This is a genomic window from Hallella mizrahii (assembly GCF_009695775.1).
GTDB classification, from domain to species: Bacteria; Bacteroidota; Bacteroidia; order Bacteroidales; family Bacteroidaceae; genus Prevotella; species Prevotella mizrahii.
This window is the reverse complement of record NZ_VUNG01000029.1, coordinates 1-20,315: the sequence shown is the minus strand read 5'-3', so window position 1 is coordinate 20,315 and position 20,315 is coordinate 1. Positions and strand designations below refer to the sequence as shown.

The 20,315-nt window shown below is 51.0% G+C and carries 14 protein-coding genes and 1 pseudogene; 12 read left to right on the top strand and 3 right to left on the bottom strand.

Annotated elements, in window-relative coordinates:
- Positions 1 to 261 precede the first annotated feature (261 nt).
- The 8 genes from rplM to FYJ73_RS10655 all read left to right on the top strand — a co-directional run bounded on the left by rplM (position 262) and on the right by FYJ73_RS10655 (position 7,302).
- Positions 262 to 723, top strand: a complete 462-nt coding sequence (gene rplM, locus FYJ73_RS10690; RefSeq protein WP_154534710.1) for a 50S ribosomal protein L13 — start codon at positions 262 to 264, stop codon at positions 721 to 723.
- Positions 724 to 734: 11 nt separating this feature from the next.
- Entirely contained in the window at positions 735 to 1,121 is a 387-nt protein-coding gene (rpsI, locus tag FYJ73_RS10685; protein ID WP_154534709.1) for a 30S ribosomal protein S9, read from the top strand.
- A gap of 133 nt (positions 1,122 to 1,254) precedes the next feature.
- Positions 1,255 to 2,097: a 30S ribosomal protein S2 gene (gene rpsB / locus FYJ73_RS10680; protein ID WP_154534708.1), complete on the top strand. Its 843-nt coding sequence runs from the start codon at positions 1,255 to 1,257 to the stop codon at positions 2,095 to 2,097.
- Between the two features lie 42 nt (positions 2,098 to 2,139).
- A complete protein-coding gene (gene tsf, locus FYJ73_RS10675) occupies positions 2,140 to 3,138 on the top strand; it encodes a translation elongation factor Ts (RefSeq protein ID WP_154534707.1) in 999 nt (332 codons plus the stop codon).
- A 335-nt stretch (positions 3,139 to 3,473) separates the two neighbouring features.
- Positions 3,474 to 4,028: a helix-turn-helix domain-containing protein gene (locus FYJ73_RS10670; protein ID WP_154534706.1), complete on the top strand. Its 555-nt coding sequence runs from the start codon at positions 3,474 to 3,476 to the stop codon at positions 4,026 to 4,028.
- A 53-nt stretch (positions 4,029 to 4,081) separates the two neighbouring features.
- Positions 4,082 to 5,773: an AMP-binding protein gene (locus FYJ73_RS10665; RefSeq protein ID WP_154534705.1), complete on the top strand. Its 1,692-nt coding sequence runs from the start codon at positions 4,082 to 4,084 to the stop codon at positions 5,771 to 5,773.
- A 9-nt stretch (positions 5,774 to 5,782) separates the two neighbouring features.
- Positions 5,783 to 6,799 (top strand): YqiA/YcfP family alpha/beta fold hydrolase, encoded by a 1,017-nt coding sequence (locus FYJ73_RS10660; protein WP_154534704.1) that lies wholly within the window; start codon positions 5,783 to 5,785, stop codon positions 6,797 to 6,799.
- 2 nt (positions 6,800 to 6,801) lie between these two features.
- The gene (locus FYJ73_RS10655) at positions 6,802 to 7,302 is read left to right on the top strand and encodes a hypothetical protein (protein WP_154534703.1); all 501 of its coding nucleotides are present in this window, start codon (positions 6,802 to 6,804) and stop codon (positions 7,300 to 7,302) included.
- Positions 7,303 to 7,542: 240 nt separating this feature from the next.
- On the opposite strand, the gene FYJ73_RS10650 is transcribed toward FYJ73_RS10655, so the two are convergent.
- Together FYJ73_RS10650 and FYJ73_RS10645 are read right to left on the bottom strand one after the other, a co-directional pair.
- Positions 7,543 to 9,504, bottom strand: coding sequence for an alpha-L-arabinofuranosidase C-terminal domain-containing protein (locus FYJ73_RS10650; RefSeq protein WP_154534702.1), 1,962 nt, complete (start codon positions 9,502 to 9,504; stop codon positions 7,543 to 7,545).
- Positions 9,505 to 9,634: 130 nt separating this feature from the next.
- Positions 9,635 to 12,844 carry a glycoside hydrolase family 2 TIM barrel-domain containing protein gene (locus tag FYJ73_RS10645; RefSeq protein ID WP_154534701.1) on the bottom strand — a complete coding sequence of 1,070 codons (3,210 nt, stop codon included), beginning with the start codon at positions 12,842 to 12,844 and terminating at the stop codon, positions 9,635 to 9,637.
- A gap of 128 nt (positions 12,845 to 12,972) precedes the next feature.
- Between FYJ73_RS10645 and FYJ73_RS10640 the strand changes: the two genes are divergently transcribed.
- From FYJ73_RS10640 to FYJ73_RS10630, 3 genes are all read left to right on the top strand, one after another.
- Positions 12,973 to 13,485, top strand: a complete 513-nt coding sequence (locus FYJ73_RS10640) for a methylated-DNA--[protein]-cysteine S-methyltransferase (RefSeq protein ID WP_336509600.1) — start codon at positions 12,973 to 12,975, stop codon at positions 13,483 to 13,485.
- A 61-nt stretch (positions 13,486 to 13,546) separates the two neighbouring features.
- Positions 13,547 to 17,077 carry an AAA domain-containing protein gene (locus FYJ73_RS10635; RefSeq protein WP_154534699.1) on the top strand — a complete coding sequence of 1,177 codons (3,531 nt, stop codon included), beginning with the start codon at positions 13,547 to 13,549 and terminating at the stop codon, positions 17,075 to 17,077.
- 109 nt (positions 17,078 to 17,186) lie between these two features.
- Positions 17,187 to 17,765, top strand: coding sequence for a porin family protein (locus FYJ73_RS10630; protein ID WP_154534698.1), 579 nt, complete (start codon positions 17,187 to 17,189; stop codon positions 17,763 to 17,765).
- 292 nt (positions 17,766 to 18,057) lie between these two features.
- Here FYJ73_RS10630 and FYJ73_RS10625 read toward each other — a convergent pair.
- A pseudogene (locus FYJ73_RS10625) lies at positions 18,058 to 18,333 on the bottom strand (transposase); the annotation flags it as partial.
- A gap of 240 nt (positions 18,334 to 18,573) precedes the next feature.
- Here FYJ73_RS10625 and FYJ73_RS10620 point away from each other — a divergent pair.
- Positions 18,574 to 19,356 carry a hypothetical protein gene (locus FYJ73_RS10620; protein WP_154534696.1) on the top strand — a complete coding sequence of 261 codons (783 nt, stop codon included), beginning with the start codon at positions 18,574 to 18,576 and terminating at the stop codon, positions 19,354 to 19,356.
- Positions 19,357 to 20,315 lie beyond the last annotated feature (959 nt).

Sequence of the window (20,315 nt, the reverse complement as noted above, 5' to 3'; positions counted from 1 at the left end):
GCAGAAAAGACCATTTCACCGGCGAGTGTCTCAAATAAAAGTGGTAACTTTGCAAACCGATTGTGGGAGTGTGTCTTAGAGCTTCCGCAGCCGTGAGGTGTTAATAGTCTGTCTCATTTGGCCGAGACACGACGGTTAGTGAATCTTCATCGGCATCAGAGATAATGCTGTGGATGGTCTCTTTTAGACTGGAGGCGCCGCGAGGTCTCTGTTATCACAAAGTGTAATCAAAAGTTTTTTAGTAGTAATTCAATTTTTAAAATGGACACTTTAAGTTACAAGACTATTTCCGCCAACAAGGAAACAGCAAAGAAAGAGTGGGTCGTTGTCGACGCCACTGACCAGATTGTGGGTCGTCTGTGCTCCAAGGTCGCCAAGCTGCTCCGCGGAAAGTACAAACCCAACTTCACTCCGCACGTAGACTGCGGTGACAACGTCATCATCATCAACGCTGCCAAAGTCGTCTTCTCCGGCAAGAAAGAGACCGACAAGGTCTACACACGCTATACTGGCTATCCAGGCGGTCAGCGCTTCAACACACCCGAAGAGCTGCGCAAGCGCAAGGACGGCATCGACAAGATGATCCGCCACGCTGTCAAAGGTATGCTGCCCAAGGGTCCCCTGGGTCGCTCTCTGATGGACAACCTCTATGTTTTCGATGGCGCAGAGCACAACAAAGAGGCTCAGCAGCCTAAGACTATCGACATTAACCAGTATAAATAATAAGGAGTAAGATGGAAGTTATTAACGCAATCGGTCGCCGTAAGAGCGCTGTAGCTCGTGTTTACCTCTCTGAGGGTACCGGCAAGATCACTATCAACAAGAAAGACATCAAGGATTTCTTCCCATCGGCCATCCTGCAGTACGTGGTTAAGCAGCCGCTGCAGCTTCTCGAAGCCGCTGAGAAATACGATATCAAAGCCAACCTCGACGGTGGTGGCTTCACAGGCCAGAGCCAGGCTCTCCGCCTCGCCATCGCTCGCGCACTGGTGAAAATCAACGCTGAAGACAAGAAGGCTCTCAAGGACGCAGGCTTCCTCACACGCGACAGCCGTGCCGTTGAGCGTAAGAAACCGGGTCAGCCAAAGGCTCGTCGTCACTTCCAGTTCAGCAAGCGTTAATCTGCTGCTGGCTGTTAGCGCATAGTTTAGCATCTAAACGGTGCAGACTCCGGACTTGGATTACTGCACCGTTGATTCTGAACAACATCAAGAATTAAAAAGAAAGTAAACAATTAAAAAAGACAAAGACACTATGTCAAGAACATCATTTGACCAGTTACTTCAGGCTGGCTGCCATTTCGGCCACCTCAAACGCAAGTGGAATCCAGCTATGGCTCCTTACATCTTCATGGAGCGCAATGGCATTCACATCATCGACCTCAACAAGACTGTAGCCAAGATCGACGAGGCTGCTGAGGCACTCAAGGCTATTGCCAAGAGCGGCAAGAAGATCCTGTTCGTCGCTACTAAAAAACAAGCTAAGGACATCGTAGCCGAAAAGGCTGCCTCTGTCAACATGCCTTACGTCATCGAGCGTTGGCCGGGCGGTATGCTCACCAACTTCCCGACTATCCGCAAGGCCGTGAAGAAAATGACGAACATCGACAAGATGATGAACGACGGTACATTCTCTAACCTCTCCAAGCGTGAGATTCTGCAGATCAACCGTCAGCGTGCCAAACTGGAGAAGAACCTTGGTTCTATCGCTGATCTGACCCGTCTGCCGTCTGCTCTCTTCGTCATCGATGTTATGAAAGAGCACATTGCTGTCAAGGAGGCTAACCGTCTGGGCATCCCCGTGTTCGCAATGGTTGACACCAACTCCGATCCTCGCAACATCGACTACGTGATCCCAGCCAACGACGATGCTAAGGACTCTATCGAAGTCGTGCTCGATGCTGTCTGCGGTGCTATCGCTGAGGGTCTTGAGGAGCGCAAAGTTGAGAAGGCAGACGAGAAGGCTTCTGCTGAGCAGGCAGAAGAGGCTGCTGAGGGCAAGCGTCACAGCCGTCGCCCTGCACGCCGCGAAGAGACTGCAACAGAGGCTCCCGCTGCCGAGGCTGCTGCTGAAGAGCAGGCTCCTGCTGCTGAGTAATTGAGCAAATCATTATCATAAACCAATAGATTTATATCCATTATGGCTGTTACAATTGAAGACATCAAGAAGCTCCGCGCTATGACCGGTGCAGGCATGAAAGACTGCAAGAAGGCTTTGGCCGAGGCTGATGGTGATATTAACAAGGCTGTGGAGCTCGTTCGCGAGCGTGGTCTGGCTATCGCTGCCAAGCGTTCTGACCGTACCACTTCCAACGGCTGCGTGCTGGTGAAGAATGTCAATGGCTTCGCTGCCATGATCGCACTGAAGTGCGAGACTGACTTCGTGGCCAACGGTGCAGACTATGTCCAGCTGACTCAGGACATCCTCGACGCTGCCATCGCTGCAAAGGCTAAGACTCTCGACGAGGTGAAAGAACTCACACTGGCTGATGGTCTGAAGATTGCCGAGGCTGTGACACGTCGTTCTGGCGTTGTTGGTGAGAAGATGGAACTCGACGGCTACAACATCCTCGAGGGTGAGAACATCTACACCTACGACCACATGGGTCGCCACACACTGGGCACAATGGTACAGCTCTCTGCTGCCAACGAGGATGCAGGTCACAAAGTAGCCATGCAGGTGGCTGCTATGAAGCCTGTTGCTCTCGACGAGGCATCAGTTCCTCAGGCTACTGTAGACGAGGAGCTTCGCGTGGCTGTCGAGAAGACCAAGGAAGAGCAGATTGAGCGCCAGGTCAACGTCGCTCTGAAGAAAGCAGGCATCAACCCCAACCTCGTTGACTCTGATGATCACATCGAGAGCAATGTCGCTAAGGGCTGGCTGACTCAGGAAGATGCAGACAAGGCTAAGGACATCCGCACAAAGGTTGCAGCAGAAGCTGCCGGTAACCTTAAGGAGCAGATGATCCAGAACATCGCAAAGGGCCGTCTTAACAAGTTCTTCAAAGAGAACTGCCTCGTCGATCAGGAATTCCAGTTCGGCGACGGTGACAAGGCAAGCGTAGCACAGTGGCTCGCTAAGCAGGACAAGGATCTGAAGGTCGTTGCCTACAAGCGTTTCAGCCTCTCTGCTGACTAAGCCCATCATAAATTGTCCATAGCAATTTAATTATACATACATTATCATTAATGAAGTCCGAAGTGCGTGAAGTACTTCGGGCTTTTTTTTGTGGCGGTTCTTCACGATTGACAGTAACCGTGCTTTACCAATCGGAAATATATAGTTTACAAAAAACAACCTAAACAGAATGTTTCTGCACACTTGTTTTCTCATTGTGCAGACGGCATTGCACACCCCATATATTTGTGCGCAACAATTTATGCTTTATTTGCAGTCTGAAAAAGAAATCTGTAAGAGACGACTGTGTTTTGCTAAGTTTTTTGTACTTTTGGCTAAACAAAACGAGAGTTATCATGGAAGAATCAATCAAGCAAATCGGCGAGCGGCTCAAAGGCTTGCGCGAAGTTCTGAATATTCCGGCACAAGAAGTTGCCGACCTCTGCGGCATTTCGCTGGAGCACTATCAAAAGATTGAGTCTGGCGAGGCCGACCCTTCTGTCTACCGGCTCAGCAAGATTTCCAAACGCTACGGCATCGACCTCGATGTCCTGCTCTTTGGCGAAGAGCCACGTATGAGCAGTTATTTCATTACAAGATCCGGACAAGGGCAGGAGATCGACCGCGGCAATGACTATCGCTACCAGTCACTTGCCGCAGGCTTTCGTGGCCGGAAGATTGATCCATTTGTTGTCACTGTGGATCCATTGCCCGACGGACGCAACCACAACAAGAACACACACGACGGACAAGAGTTCGACTTCATGATTGACGGAACGCTTGAGATCACCATCGACACAAAAGTTCTCGTGCTCAACGCCGGTGACAGCATCTATTTCGACAGCCGTCATCCTCATTGCATGCGTGCCCTCGGAGGAGAGCCCGCCACGTTTATCAGCATCATCATCTAATCAGTCTCCTGCGAGAGGCTTCCACGTTTATAGGTAAAAATTCATTCACCATCATGATAGAAAGATTCCTTACTCAGACGCATTTCACGTCGGAACAAGATTTCAAGGATCACCTTCATTTTATTATTCCCGAGAATTTCAACTTTGCCTACGATGTCATGGACGAGTGGGCACGCCTGAAGCCCGATAAGGTCTGCCTGCTGTGGACCAGCGAGCGTGGCGAGGAAGTGCGCACTACCTTCCGCCAATTCAAGGAGCAGACCGACCGCACTGCCGCTTATTTCCAGCAACTGGGCATCGTCCACGGCGATAAGGTCATGCTCATCCTCAAGCGTCACTACCAGTGGTGGCTGAGCATGATGGCCCTGTGCAAGCTTGGTGCCATTGCCATCCCTGCCACCCACATGCTCACCAAGGGCGACATCATCTACCGCAACAACCGGGCCAGCGTGAAAGCCATCATTTGCTGCAACGATGAGTATGTCACCACACAGGTCAGTGAAGCCATGTCTGAGAGTCCCACCGTCAAGCAACTCGTGGCTGTGAACTCCTCTACCCAGCAGGACAAAGCCGTACCCGAAGGCTTTCACGACTGGCGCAAGGAATGGACAGAGGCGCCTCATTTCCGTCGTCCCGAGTTTGTCAACACCAACGAGGACACCATGCTGATGTACTTCACCAGCGGCACCAGTGGCGAGCCGAAGATGGTAGCCCACGACTTTCTCTATGCCATGGGGCACCTCACGACAGGCTGTTTCTGGCACAACCTGAATGAAAACAGCATCCATCTCACCGTGGCCGACACGGGATGGGGCAAGGCCGTGTGGGGCAAACTCTACGGACAATGGTTTGCCGGTGCCACCGTCTTCGTCTTCGACCACGAGAAGTTCACGGCCGAAAAGATCATGCGTCAGATCGAGAAATACCGCATCACCTCGTTCTGCGCGCCTCCAACAATTTATCGTTTCATGATCCTTGAGGACTTCTCCAAGTATGACCTCAGCAGTCTGGAGTACTGTACCACGGCCGGCGAGGCAATGAATCCCTCCGTGGAAGAGACTTTCTACCAGCGCACAGGCATACATATCTATGAAGGCTTCGGCCAGACAGAAACCACGATGACGCTTGGCACCTTCCCATGGATCAAGCCGAAACCCGGCAGCATGGGCAAACCCAATCCCCAGTACGATGTCTGTTTGCTCCGTCCCGACGGCACCGACTGTGAAGACGGCGAGAAAGGCGAGATCTGTATCCGTATCGGCGACGTAAAGCCTATTGGCCTGTTCAAAGGCTATTACCGCGATCCCGAGAAAACCAAGGAAGCCTGGCACGACGGCATCTACCACACCGGCGACATGGCGTGGCGCGACGAAGAGGGCTACTACTGGTTTGTCGGCCGTACCGACGACGTAATCAAGAGTAGCGGCTACCGCATCGGCCCCTTCGAAGTGGAGAATGCGCTGATGACCCACCCTGCTGTTGTGGAGTGTGCCGTGACGGGCGTCCCCGATGCCATCCGTGGCATGGTGGTGAAAGCAACCATCGTCCTGAGCCAGGAATATAAAGCCAAAGCGGGACCGGACCTCGTCAAGGAGTTGCAGGACCACGTCAAGCATGAGACCGCACCATATAAGTATCCTCGCGTCATCGAGTTTGTCGATGAACTACCGAAGACAATTTCCGGTAAGATCCGGCGCGTGGAGATCCGAGAGAACGATGAAGAGAAATATCAGGACAAGAAATAAAGCACACACATGGAAAACGAATATATAAAGCAGTTTCCTGAGTTGATGAAGGGAAAGAAGATCATGTACAACCACGGCTTCGGTTCCTCTGCTTTGTCCGGAACGGTGAAGCGGATCCGCCAGACCTTCCCCAACGCCACAGTGGTCGCCTTCGACATACCTCTCCACCCTGCCGAAGGACTGGCTTTCTTGCGCCAAAAGGCTGAAGAAGAGAAGCCCGACCTGATCATCGGCACTTCGATGGGTGGCATGTACACCGAGTTACTCTATGGCTTCGACCGCATCCTCGTCAACCCTGCTTTTCAGATGGCACAGACCATGAAGGAACATGGCATGACCGGAAAGCAGACTTGGCAGAATCCACGGCAGGACGGCGAGACAGAGTTTATGGTCACCAAAGCCCTTGAGAAAGAGTATAAAGAGTTGACTGATCAATGCTTTGTACAGTTGGAAGCCATGGACGAGGAGCAAAAGAAAGAGGAGCAGAGCCGCGTATGGGGGCTCTTCGGCGACGAGGATCCGCTGGTTCACACCTTTGACCTCTACCGTAGCCACTATCCCCAGGCTGCCCACTTCCATGGCGAGCACCGCATGGACGACAAGAGCTTCCTCAATGGCGTGGTACCCGTCATCCGATGGATCGACGACCGTCAAGAAGGACGCGAGCGCCCCATCGTCTACATCGACTTCTCTGCACTGGCCGACGACTACGGCAAACCCAAAGCCAGTCTGGTCAAGGCCTACCGGATGCTGATCGAGAACTACCAGGTCTACATCGTCGCTCCGGCACCCACCAACGACCATCAGCATTTGAGTGACGCAGCAACATGGGTGGAGCAATATCTCTCCACGCCTGCCCACGACCACGTCGTCTATGCCAACCAAAAAGCATTGCTCTATGGCGATTACTTCATCGACATGCTGCCCGACGACAACTTCATGGGTACCGGCATCCAACTCGGCAGCGATGAGTTCAAGACGTGGGACGAGATCATCACGTATTTCGAGCGGTTGGGAGGTCAATAACCATGAAAAGGACAAACCTCATCATCGGTTTCCTAAGTTACGCGCTCCTCGCTCTGATTCTTATCGTGTGCGGATGGTGGTTAGCCGCCTTGTTGTTGCTGCTTATCTATGGCGTTGTGATACTTCTCTATAAGCACAGCAAAAAGGCACAATGGCTGATCGATGGCGATCCAAGTGACAAAGAGACGCTGGATACCATCATTGCGCAATACGGTCAGCCAGACGATGTAGTTGTCATCGACCCCAGCCGAGCCAACGAGCCGTTTGGCGTGATACTCATCTATTCCGCCGGCCGTTTTCTCATCGCAGCAGGCAAGCGCATCCCCTTCGACAGCATTACAAGCATCTCGGCCAAGAATTCTGCCACGCCCTACACTGTCGGACAATACCAGATCCTCATCAATACCAACGACAAACTGTTGGGCACGCTGCACTTCAACGCGGGCTATGACGCTCAGTTTGCTACAAATTCGGCAACACAAGTCTTACATGCGCTGAAATAGGAATTTCGGTTTCTGTGACTCAAAAGACAACAAACGATGGCTCACATCAGCCTCCCCTTCTGATCAAAGCAGGTATCTCTAATGATAAAAAAAACGTCGGACAATTGGCAGACGGCTGTTTACCATCTTCAAATCAGCTCTTTACACTACACATCAAGGTTGAAGAAATCAGCGATCACAAAAAAAGCATGGTGAGCCAACAGCTCATCATGCTTTTTATTTTTAGTAGAGGGATCTCTTTTAGAATCTATACACAGCGAAAGTCTTGGCAGGGATCGTCACCGTGCAAGCGTTTCCGTTAATCTCCACAGAGCTTTGCTGCGGCACCACATTATTGGGTTTATCCAGCGTGTTCACCGCACGTGGATCATCGGCGTGGAGTGTAGTGACCTTAGCCTGTCCGGAGATCTTGGCACCACGGAAGGAGAAGGTGACCTGCTGCGGCTGGTCGCCCGTGTTAGCGATCTTCACGATATATCTCTTCATCGGCTTATCCCATACCGCACTGGCATAGAGGCCGTCCTTACCCTCCACGGGCTTACCGTTCTCTGTAAGGCTGACTACATTTGTACCTTTATTGGTGCCATAGAGCATCTGCACGTACCAGTTGACCGAGCGCACCGAGCGCAGGTTGTCAAACCAAATGAGGTCGGGACGCCACTGCCAGCCTTCGACATGTGCGAAAAGCGGTGCATAGGTAGCCTGATACACCACGTCGGCGTTGCGCTCCAAGCCCGTCATGAAGGCAGCCTCGGAAAGAGCAGCCTCGAAATTGTTCTTTGCCACAGTAGGCTGATCGTCCACGCCCTTGACGTGCGAGGCGTATTCTCCGGCAAAGACCTTCGGTCCCTTACGGGAATAATTGTCATATCGGCCTGCGTTCTTCAGGAACCAGTCGGGCGACATATAGTAGTGCTCATCGACAAGATCCACTCCTATCTTGCGCATCTGCTCCCAACCATAGTCAAAGTCCTTGCCGCTGGCAGAAGGTCCCGACGTTCCACAGATCTTGATATTGGGATATTTAGCGCGTATCTGCTCCACAAACTTCTTCAGTCGCTCGGGATAAAGCGGTCCCCACTGCTCGTTACCGATACCGATCTGCTTAAGATTGAACGGCTGTGGATGGCCCATCTCAGCGCGCAACTTACCCCATTTGGTGGTTGTAGCACCATTGGCGAACTCTATCAAATCGAGGGCATCGTCGATATACGACTGCAAGTCGTCGACAGCTACATGCGCGTTTTTGTCATTGTCCTTGTTTTGGAACTGGCAGGCAAGGCCGCAGCTCAGCACCGGCAACGGTTCTGCTCCAATCTTCTCCGACAGCAGGAAGAACTCATAGAAGCCGAGACCATAGGTCTGGTAATAGTTGGGATAGAGACGATGCGGGAAAGTATAGTTCCAGCGATTCTCGTTGAGCGGGCGGTTCTCAGCCGGTCCCACACTGTTCTTCCACTGATAGCGTGTGGCCAGATCGGTACCCTCGACGATACATCCGCCGGGGAAGCGGAAGATGCCGGGATGAAGATCTTCCAAGTCCTTCACGAGATCAGCCCGCAATCCATGCCAGTTGTCTTCAGGGAAAAGACTGACATGGTCAAGGTCTACGCCGTCGGCACTCTCCAGGAAGACACGCATCAAGCCTTTCTCAACAGTCTTGTTGGAGGTGAGCGTCACCGTTTTCTTAGCCCACTGGTTGTTTGCGATGGTGATCTCCTTCTTGTCGATAGGGTTGTCCTGGTCGTCGACGAGTTCCACGCGAATCTTAGCCTCCTTGCCCTGCAAGTCGTGAAGGCGGGCAAAGACCGAGAAGTCATAGTTCATACCTTTCTTCAGTCCCATGCCGAAAAAGCCACGGTTCTCCAGTCCGGTGAACTTTTGGTCGTGACCGGCATTCTCCAATACCACGTAGTGGGGATTGCGGTCAAAGGCCGGTTTCACGTCGCTGACGCTGACATTGCCGAAGGTGTTCCAGCCCATCAGCCGCTGCGGAAATTCAAAACTGCGGTTTTCGACCATCTCGGCATAGAGTCCGCCGTCAGCACCAAAGTTGATATCCTCGAAGAAGATACCGTACATCGTCGGCTGGATGGGCGCACCCGGCTTGGCGTTGATGGTCAACTGTCGCTGAGCCGATGCCCCCGTGATGGAGAGCAAGCCAAGGGCCAGCGAGACAAACATTTTAGTAGTATGGTTCATAAGTAATGATTGTTGTGTCTTCTCCCTCCTCCCGGATATGCCGGAAGAAGGAAGAGAGACAAGTTAAATATAAGATGCTATGTTCGTAAAAACAAATTCTTGAGCGTATGTCTACGCGACGGACATCGGATTACTTCACTGGTGCGATCGTGACCTTGAAGGTCATGTTCTGTGCATGCAGTTGGTATTCCTTCAACGGACGGGCACCCCAGCTGTTGATGCCGCCCACACCATATTGTGCCAAGTCAAGACAGAGCTCTGTATACTTGCTCTTTGGCACTTGGTAAGGATGGCGCTGGGCCTTCTCCAGTCCTTCGTCGAGATCAGAAATATTGTAATGCAATGCACTTGCATAGAATGGTTTGGCAGCCGTGAAGCGCAGTCCGACACCTTGTGCGTTGGTTTGTTTCCACCAACGGATGTCGCTCTTCGTCCCCGTCTCCTGTGGACGGATGTAGGGATAGAACTGCTGGTCGGCGGTCTGCGTATAGATACCGAGCCGCTCACTGCTCTTGCGGTCGACATAGTTCTCGATAGGTCCGCGGCCATAGAATGTGCTGCGGTCCATGTCGTAAGCCAAGTCTATCTTCAAGCCGAAGCGGAACAAATCGCTGACCTTTGCGCCCGGCGTCAGCTTCATAGCCTCTGTCACGGTCATCTTGCCGCAAGGCTCTACTTGGTAAGTCATGGTCAACTCAGCCTTCACGTCGGGCATGTCATAGACAGCGGTCACCACATTGTTGTCCTTATCAACGGCGATCGTCTTGAGGTTCATGGCCGGATTTCTCCAAGCAGCAAACTGTTTTTGCAGTCCGGCACCCATGTCGTTGTCGGTCACGGCGCGCCAGAAGTTTGGTTTCAGCGTGCCACCGTCTGGCAGAAGATTGCTGCCGCCCACGGTGTACTCCTTGAGCCAACCGGTCTGTTTGTCAAAGACGATGTCGAGACCGGCCTTGTTGCTCAGAGTGATAGTGGCGGTCTTCTTGTCGTCCTTCACCTTGATCTTGCCGTCCTTGTCGGCTTTTCCTTCTTCCTTCATAGCGCAGCAGGCAGCCGGAGCCGTCTGTTCGCGTACGGTCATCTGACGGTAGGCGACGGTTTGTCCTTTTGTCATCAGCGGCTCAGCTTCCTTCAGTTGGAAATCGACGTTGAGCATCACCTCGCCCGTAGCCGGTACCTGATAGGGCAGTGTCAGTGTGGCGCGCTGCTGAGGAGCGACGTTCAGGTCAGCAACCTCACCGTTTTGTACGGCCTTACCGTCCTGGAGCAAAGTCCAAACAAGCTTATAGTTGCTCAGATCGCGGAAGAAGTTCTCGTTGTAGACCGAGATCTTTCCGGCTTTCAGATCCACGGGCTCAGCCCAAATGTTCTGATACTGATAAGCCAACTCATAAGCGTGGGGGTTGAGCTGACGGTCGGGGCCGATGATACCGTTGCAGTTGAAGTTGTTGTCGCTGGCGTCCGTCTTGTTGTAATCCCCGCCATAGGTGTATTCGGGAGCCATGTTTCCAGTTCCGGGCTCATACTTTGCGGCGATAGCGTCGTAATCGGCTACCGTGCGGCCAGCCTTGAAGTCGGGATGACGGTGGAGTCCCTGATCCACGAAATCCCAGTCATAGCCACCTTGGAACTTAGGATACTTGCGGATAAGATCCCAATATTCCTTGAGGTTACCACCCGAGTTGCCCATTGTGTGGTTGTATTCGCACTGGATCAGCGGGCGTGTGTATTTCGGATCTTTGGCGTAGGCTTCGCAGTCCCACGGCGTGTAGTACATAGGGCAGAAGATGTCTGTGTTGGCTCCGGTTCTTCCAGCTTGCTCATACTGCACGGGACGGCTCTGATCCTGACTCTTAACCCATTTGTAAGCAGCGGTGAAATTAGGTCCGTCAACCGTTTCGTTGCCCAAGCTCCACACGATGACACTGGGATGGTTGAAGTTGATTGCCACGTTGTGCTGGTTGCGCTGCAGGATTTGCAGGCCAAAGTTCTCCTTCTTAGCCTCAGAGTCGCTCTTGTAGCCAAAGCCGTGGCTTTCCTGGTTGGCCTCAGCGGTGACATAGAGACCATATTCGTCACAGAGGTCATACCAGCGTGGATCGTCGGGATAGTGACAGGTGCGCACAGCATTGATGTTCAGCCGTTTCATGACCTTAATATCCTGAATCATGCGGTCGAGGGTGACGACATATCCTCCGTCGGGATCCATTTCGTGGCGGTCAGCACCCTTGATGAGCACGGGCTGTCCATTGACGAGCAGCTGACTGTTTTTGATTTCCACCTTGCGGAAACCGACTTTTTGCGGGATGACCTCCACGACATTGCCGCGGCTGTCTTTGACGGTGGCAAGGAGCGTATATAAATAAGGTGTCTCTGCTGTCCACTTCTTTACGTTGCGAAGCATGAAGCGGGCAGTGCCCTCCTTGCGCCCGACCAACTTAGCGGTAGACTTGGCTACGACGAGATCATTCTCGTTGAGCAGTTGGAAGTCGATCGTCGGGTTGCCCTTGACATTGACATCGATGAGCAACTCACCGTCGTTGTAGTCATTCTCCAAGTCCGGTGTCAGTCTGATGTCGTTGACCTGCACCTTGCTGTCGCGTGCGAAGAGATAGCACTGACGGGCTACACCGCTCAGCCGCCAGAAGTCCTGATCCTCGTCGAGCGAGCCGTCGCACCAGCGAAACGTCTGAAAAGCGATGAGATTCTTTCCGGGATGGACATATTTCGTAATGTCGAACTCAGCGGCAACCTTTGCGTCCTCACTGTATCCCACATATTGTCCGTTGACATAGAGATAGATATTTGAGGTCACAGAACCGAAATGGGCGATGACCTGCTTGCCGTTCCAGTCGGCCGGCAAATCGATTTCACGACGATAAGAACCTACGTGGTTGTCCTTTGTAGGCACGTTGAGCGGATGCTTCCAGTCGAACTGATAGCGCCATGCAAAACCGATATTGACATATTCCGGGTCGCCGAAGCCGTTGAGTTCCCACATTCCCGGCACCTGCATCGTCTTCCAATTGGCGTCGTTCAAGTCGGTTTTGTAGAAGTCCGTTGGGCGTTGGTCGGCATTGGCCACCCAAAGAAATTTCCAAGGTCCCTCAAGTGACAGGTAGTTGGCAGAGCGGGTGATGTCGCCCGCAAGCGCTTTCTGCCCATTCTCATAGGCGAAGAAACTGGTGTGCATCGGGAAACGGTTGACCTCGTTGACCTGTTGGTCGTGCCATTCCGTCCACGTTGGCTCCACCACGCCTTTAGCCGTTGTGGGCTTCTGCGCGGCGCGTGCTCCCAAAGCCATCAGCATCATTGCGGATAGGATGATTGTTTTGTTCATAACGCTTAGGTATTTATTAGTAAAGATGTCTTATATTATTACAAGTGCAAAAATACAATTATTTTTTCAGAAATAAAAATAATACATCTTTTCTTTTGGTTTTCTTATTATTTTATGTAGATTTGCAAATTATGAGACAAATAGTTTATGGATTTAGTGACTCTCCTTTCGGCCATATCATCGTGGCGCGCACATGGGAGGGCATCTGCGATTTGCAGTTCTTGGATTACAACCGGCTCGAGACCATCCACCAACTGGCCAAGCGATGGGGCGTCTATACGCCGACAACGCAAAACGACACTATGGCGCAAACCGTAGAGCGCGTTATCTTCGAGGGCTATGACCATCCCCTCAAACTCGACATCAAAGGCACTGACTTCCAGTTGCGCGTGTGGAATGAGGTTCAGAAGGTGCCCTTCGGTCACACCGCTACTTATCTCGACATCGCAAAGGGTATTGGGGAGCCCAAAGCCGTCAGAGCCGTTGCAACAGCCATCGCCCAAAATCCCATCGCCATGCTCATTCCCTGCCACCGCATCATCCACAGCGACGGAACCACTGGCGAGTATCACTGGGGAAAGGAACTCAAGCAGCAACTGATCGACTGGGAGAAAGACTCTCTTTTGAACGCTCAGAAATAGAAACCACAAGGGGACTGCTACGCTCTTGACGCCACGCCAGCCCCATCCATCCGATCCGCTTATGCTCTCTACCGAACACACGATCCACTCCACCACTTCCACCGCACAGCTTGCCGGTGAGTTTTTCCAGCGCATCGAGGCGTTGCTCGCCCAGCAGGGCAGTGCCACAGCCAACAAGCTCATGCACGAGACACTCGTCCTCGTCTGTGCCGAAGGGTTGAAAGATACACGCTACGGCTTCGGTGACCTCAATGCGCAAGTCGAAACGCTGTTGCGACAGCACCACATGCCCACCGACGAGGCAAATGCCGTCAGGCAGATGCGCCGCCACTCCAACCAAAGTCTGCCGCTGTTGCCCGAAGACTTGCTCCACGACGCACGTGCCCTTGCCGTCTTCGTCAGCCGTGTGCTCCATACCGACATACCACCGTCGCTCTCCATCCGACTGCCCCGCGACCTGCAACCCAAGCAGGAGCACCTCCATGTCAACGCGCCCAACAAGCGTTGTCTCGTTCGCTCGTGGGACAACAGCACCATTTCCGTTGTCGTTGATGAGGATGGAGCCGTGTCACCGATGACGGTTCACTACTGCGAGGACAACCAATACGCCGACATGGGCTACCTGGCTTCTATCCTCAAAGAAGGCATGCACCTCAATCTGCTGGACTGTCAGGTGGAAGGAGACGACATCTATCCGCGCATCATCATCGTAGAGCCGGACTTCCTGCTCGACATCAGCACGATCGCATCCTGCTTCATGGAGTATGGTCACTCGCCACTTCTCTACCTCGTCAGCCGCATGAGGCCCAAAGCCAACACCCAGCCGATCCTGCTCGGAAACTTTGCCGGCAGTGCACTCGACGACATCATCAACAATCCAAACTTCAACGCTTCTCAAACGCTACGCGACAATTTTCGGGAGAAAGCACTGGAGTATAGCACATGCACAGACTTCGACGCACGCCGCTTCAAGGACGATGCCGCCATGCAAATCCGGAACTTGCAGCAGGCCGTCGCGGAGCTGCGCCGTCACTTCAACATGGATCACGCGATTCTCGAACCTTCCTTTGTCTGTGAGCAACTCGGCATCCAGGGACGTGTGGACCTGATGACCACCGATCTGCAACTGCTCGTCGAACAGAAGTCGGGACGCAACATGCTCATCGAACGGCCAGATACGACCAACGGCATCAAGGCCGTGGAGAAACACTACGTGCAGTTGCTGCTCTACTACGGCATACTCTATTACAACTTCCACGCCACGCGCACCGACATCCGACTGCTTTACTCCAAATACGCGCTACCCGGTGGACTGCTCAGCGTGACGCGATTGATGAAACTCCACTACGAGGCCATCCGCTTCCGCAATGAGGCTGTGGCCCAGGAATTCCAAATCGCGGAGCACGGCTTCGCCCCTTACCTGCCGCTGCTGACGGCCGACAACCTCAACGTGGCAGGCAGATGCGACTTCTTCTACAACAATTATCTCTATCCACAACTCAACGCACAGCTGCAGCCTCTGGCTTTTCTCACGCCACTGGAGAAGGCTTACTTTTGTCGAATGATGCAGTTTGTCATCAAGGAAAACCTGCTATCGAAGGTCGGCGTCGTCGAGGGCACGGGCAACTGCGCGGCTTCGCTATGGAACATGCCACTGGCTGAAAAACGCGAAACTGGCAATATCTACACAGGACTGAAAATCGTCAGCAAGGAGAAAAGCAACGACTATAACGGCTACGACCGCATCACACTCGCCGTACCCGACCAGGGTGAGGACTTTCTGCCCAACTTCCGGCGGGGCGACATGGTCTATCTCTATGCCTACCCACAGGACGAAGAGCCCGACGTGCGCAAGGCCTTACTCTTCAAGGGCGGTTTGGAGGACATCCATACCGACCGCATCACCGTGTTGCTGACCGACGGACAGCAGAATGCCGACATCTTCAACCATCTGCCCTATCGCCGTACGCTGCGACAAGGCGAATCCGTCAGCAAGGCCGGCAAGCCTTTTGTGTGGTGTGTCGAGCACGGCAGCAGCGACGCCGGAGGCAGTGCGGCAATCGGTGCGCTCTATGAGCTGATTACCTCCACCGCCGACCGCAAGGCACTGCTCCTGGGCCAGCGTGAGCCTCAGGCCGACAAGAGCTTGACGCTTTCCCACTCTTATCTCCCCGACCTCGACGCCATGTTGACGCAAGCCAAGCAGGCGCGCGACTTCTTTCTCCTCGTCGGACCGCCGGGAACAGGCAAGACCAGCATGGCACTGCGCTTTATGGTGGAGGAAGCCCTCGCCACGCCCTCACCCCCAGGACAGCAGGCCGATCTGTTGCTGATGGCCTATACCAATCGCGCCGTCGATGAGATCTGCGGCATGCTCGTCAAGGCTGGCATCTCGTTTTTGAGGATTGGCAGTGAGCTGAGCTGCGATCCTCAGTATCAGCCTTGGCTGCTGCAAAACAAAATCGGCGACAAGCCTAAGCTCAGCGACATGCAGAAGAAGTTGCTCACGGCGCACGTCGTCGTCGGCACCACCTCGATGATGCAGTCACGCTCCTATCTCTTTGCGCTGAAACACTTCACGCTGGCCATCGTCGACGAGAGCTCTCAGATTCTGGAGCCCAATCTCATCGGACTCCTCGCCAGTCATCAAGGCGAGAACAGTATGGCGGGCAAACAGCATTCAAGCGATAAAGCCGCCATGAGCGGCTGCGACATCGACAAGTTTATCCTTATCGGCGACTATAAGCAACTGCCTGCCGTGGTACAACAAAACGACGGGAGTGCTGCCATCACCGAGCCAGAACTGCAGGCCATCGGCCTGACAAGTTGCAAGAACAGTCTTTTTGAACGACTCATCCGCCAAGAGTTGCGTGCCGGACGCACCGAGTTCATCGGCACGCTCCACCATCAAGGACGCATGCATCCCGATATTGCGGACTTTCCCGGCAAGGCTTTCTATGCCGAGGAACATATTTCTCCCGTGCCGCTGCCGCATCAGCAAGAGACATCGCTCAACTATCCCTCGCCCGCTCTCGACAGCATAGACGAACTGTTGAAGACTCACCGCTGTCTCTTCTTTGCCTCGGCCGACTGCCGGCAACCCGAGATTTCGGACAAAGTCAACAGCTATGAGGCGCGTCTCGTGGCACTGTTGTCGCAGCGCATCCGCCGTTTCTATGGTCAGAACTTCGATGCCGACACCACGCTCGGCGTCATCGTGCCCTACCGCAACCAGATCGCCATGATCCGCAAAGAGCTTGAGAAACTCAATGATCCGCTGTTGGAGCGCATCAGCATCGATACCGTGGAGCGCTACCAAGGCTCGCAACGCGACGTCATCATCTATTCGTTCACGATTCAACAACGCTATCAGCTCGACTTCCTCACGGCCAACAGTTTCGACGAAAACGGCCGTATCGTGGACAGAAAACTCAACGTAGCCCTCACGCGAGCCCGTCGCCAACTGCTGCTCACCGGCCATCCCGATACGCTACAACAGTCCCCGCTATTTAGTCGACTTATGGAATATTTCAAAGAAAAAAGCGAATACATTCCTACAGACTTTTTAAGTAATTATGTTAAAATAGATTAATTCCACCCGTAGTGCTGTTACTTTTTCAATACTTCGTCGTCGTTAGATTTAGGAAGATAGAAAAAGTATAATAACAACAAATAAAAGACAAAACTAAATTTTAGGTATTATGAAAAAGTTACTTCTCATGGCAGCTGTCATGCTGTCTTCCGTGGGCGCTTTTGCTCAGCACGCAGTTGGTTCTTTCACACTGCAGCCGAAGGTTGGTATCAACATTGCCAACATCACTAACAACGGTGATTATGGCAAGGCACGCGTTGACTTCGCTGGCGGTTTGGAAGGCGAGTATCAGGCAACAGACATCTTCTCTCTGAGCGCCGGTCTGATGTACTCTCGTCAGGGCTTCAAGACAAAGGACGTGAATGTAGCAGGCTACACCATCTCTGGCGACTCGTGGACGCCCAGCTATCTGAATGTTCCTGTATTGGCCAACGTGTACGTTGTACCTGGCCTCGCAGTGAAATTGGGTGTACAGCCCGGCTTCATGATTGACAAGGACGATGCTGAAGATGTCAACACCTTTGATCTCTCTATCCCTGTAGGTCTGAGCTATGAGTACAACAACTTCGTGCTCGACGGCCGTTACAACTGGGGTGTAACCAAGATCAACAAGCACAGCATCAAGGGAGCTGACGATACACGCAACTCTGTCTTCCAGATCACTCTGGGCTACAAGTTTAGCCTCTAATCATTCACAAGCATAAGTTTTCAAGCCACAGCGTCCGGTACGCTGTGGCTTTTTTTGAAGATACTCCTTAGCCTGAATAATTCATACCGTCCTAAGACTGTTTCTCTTTTCTACGAATGCTAAACTGTCGGATAGGATCTGACGTATTGTCGAACTTATACCGTTATTAAGATGTCTCCAATAGCCGCTTACGGATGTTTTCAAGGTTTAAATCATTCCCGAATTTGGCTTATGGGCATGCAGAGTCTCATGCCTTGTTCAGGCATGTCTAAGAAATCGTTTTCAGGGTTCGTTAAGCTGCCAGCCTTTCCAAGGCGACAGTCAGCTCTTCGAGGTGCCTGTGATGCGGTGAAAAACTAACGTGTATGAATGTCCTCTTTTCCATAATGTATACAGCACTGAGCATGATGCGTTTTATAAAGCTGTCCATTGTGAAGCTCTCTATGGCAGTGCCGTTGAAGAGCTCATGCTTCATCGTGTGTGCGACGACAAAAGCCGCTGCATAGAGGAAAAGGCGGAAATAGTTGGCCCAGTATGAGTTGCATGACATACGGTCTGCCTTGAAATAAAAGCATAAGCCTATTTGTGGTTAAAATTCTCGATGATAGAAAAAATCCATCGAAAAATTTCTGTCTTTCATATTTTATTGCTATCTTTGCAATGCCTTGTTGGTGTTTTCTTTACTTTTATTTGCGCACCACTAAGTTAAGTGAAATTTCTGACATGGCAAGAAACCGAGCGACATGGTGTTGTTCAGTAACTTATAGACATTGATAAACTAATGTGGTGCATAATTTAGAAATAGCTAATGATTAAAGAAGTTCGCTTACTAGCTATTTTATTGGCTTTTGTGATTTTTGGTAGCTGCTCTTCATCAGAGCAATCTTCTAATTATTTATCAGGTCTAACTACCTCTAAATTTTCTAACCCATATGCGTTTATCGGAAGTATCCACAACGAAGCTATGGATTCAGTACTTGCACAGGGAATAAGCCTTAATAGCCTTAAAAGTTTCAATAGAGATTTCACTAACAAAAAATTAAACAAAATTAAAGGCTTTGAAGGCGAAAAAATATCTACAGATGCACTTAATGCTGGTTATGATATTGGCCTAAAAATGAAGCAGGCTAACACGAGAGCTACTTTAGATAATTTGACAGATAGTTTGATTTGCAGCATTCCTGAAGAAGGAAGAACTTACGTATCTGAAATGTTTCAAATTTGCGACAAACAAATGAAGGATACAATTGACATTAACAAGATTTTTAATGATATTGATAGTAAAATATACTATGATGTTAATTTAAATGATACTTTAAAAGGTGCCTTGCTTGCAATAAGCTCAATCGCTAGAGCAACGAACATCTATAACTCAAAGCCCCTATTAACTAGAGGAGCATCTTGGAGGTCAACAGCACGTGCAGATTTAGGCGGAGCTATTGCTGGTTTAGGATGGAGAGCATTATTTAAGGCTTCTTATAGAGGTCTTATGTTTGGACCTGGTGGAATAGTTGTAGGTTTTGCTAAAGATTGTGTAGTAGGGGCTATAAGTTCTAGCGCGTTGCATGTTCTATCGAGAGGTTATTTTTAGGATATAATATATATGCATAGCTATATCATTATCATTTGCATTATTTTATTTAGCGTTTTATATGGCGCTTTATACTTCTCAAGACTTAAATGGAAGAGATACATTGGAATATTTAATGGTGTTTTAATTTATTCTTTGCTTAATAAATTCCTTCGTGATGAATTTAATTTGGGATTTTGGAGTGGCCTCTTAATCTTTGGCCTATACATATCAGTGTTGGGATTAATAATAAAAGCGATTGAAAAATTGTACAAACACATGATTTAGTAATCATATTGGTTATTCATACCCAAATATAGAGGTCTTCGTATTGCGAGGAACGAGCAATATGAAGACCGAGTTGTACGGCAGGAATACTATTTATGAGGATTAACCCCGACAAGGAAGGTTCCAACCCTCAACCCGAGACAACCCGAGAGTAGAAAAACGGAAGGGGTCAGCCGTTGGCTGTCCGCTTACCCTATAATCTGCATACTTGTCATGCAAAATCGATAGAGCAATCCATAGTGCTGGATGCGCACGAAGGCTTTTAGAAGGACATGAAGCGAGGAGAGGTGTAGGACGTCGATGGCCGACATGGTCGTCATTTGCTTTTGGCTTTAGCTTTTTCGTCATAGCGGAAATAAGTACAATATAAAGAAAACTTGCAGGTGACTGCATCCTTCTTTCATGGTTATATCAAAACAGAAAAGAAATCTATCATTAACATTATTTAAAGAAATATTTTAACTCAGTGCAATGTTAGTGCACGGAGAAATATTAGTCTTGCAAATGTAAATGGATCCGGAGCCTTTTACTAACATAGTATTAACAGCTAAATTTTGGAATTATGAGTAAATGTCCAATTGTTGCTTATCAGCTTTAAACAGAGTACTTTCGAGTACCCCGTTTTATGCTAGGCTGAGTAAGATTTAAGACTTGTTAATCAATAGCGAGTTGTCCGGGCAGCATCTGAGCGT

Excerpts from the sequence above, each read along its gene's own strand:
- rplM (WP_154534710.1), top strand. The coding sequence starts at position 262 with ATGGACACTTTAAGTTACAAGACTATTTCCGCCAACAAGGAAACAGCA.
- rpsI (WP_154534709.1), top strand. The coding sequence starts at position 735 with ATGGAAGTTATTAACGCAATCGGTCGCCGTAAGAGCGCTGTAGCTCGT.
- FYJ73_RS10650 (WP_154534702.1), bottom strand. The coding sequence starts at position 9,504 with ATGAACCATACTACTAAAATGTTTGTCTCGCTGGCCCTTGGCTTGCTC.
- tsf (WP_154534707.1), top strand. The coding sequence starts at position 2,140 with ATGGCTGTTACAATTGAAGACATCAAGAAGCTCCGCGCTATGACCGGT.
- rpsB (WP_154534708.1), top strand. The coding sequence starts at position 1,255 with ATGTCAAGAACATCATTTGACCAGTTACTTCAGGCTGGCTGCCATTTC.
- FYJ73_RS10645 (WP_154534701.1), bottom strand. The coding sequence starts at position 12,844 with ATGAACAAAACAATCATCCTATCCGCAATGATGCTGATGGCTTTGGGA.
- FYJ73_RS10620 (WP_154534696.1), top strand. The coding sequence starts at position 18,574 with ATGATTAAAGAAGTTCGCTTACTAGCTATTTTATTGGCTTTTGTGATT.
- FYJ73_RS10630 (WP_154534698.1), top strand. The coding sequence starts at position 17,187 with ATGAAAAAGTTACTTCTCATGGCAGCTGTCATGCTGTCTTCCGTGGGC.
- FYJ73_RS10660 (WP_154534704.1), top strand. The coding sequence starts at position 5,783 with ATGGAAAACGAATATATAAAGCAGTTTCCTGAGTTGATGAAGGGAAAG.
- FYJ73_RS10655 (WP_154534703.1), top strand. The coding sequence starts at position 6,802 with ATGAAAAGGACAAACCTCATCATCGGTTTCCTAAGTTACGCGCTCCTC.
- FYJ73_RS10670 (WP_154534706.1), top strand. The coding sequence starts at position 3,474 with ATGGAAGAATCAATCAAGCAAATCGGCGAGCGGCTCAAAGGCTTGCGC.
- FYJ73_RS10635 (WP_154534699.1), top strand. The coding sequence starts at position 13,547 with ATGCTCTCTACCGAACACACGATCCACTCCACCACTTCCACCGCACAG.
- FYJ73_RS10665 (WP_154534705.1), top strand. The coding sequence starts at position 4,082 with ATGATAGAAAGATTCCTTACTCAGACGCATTTCACGTCGGAACAAGAT.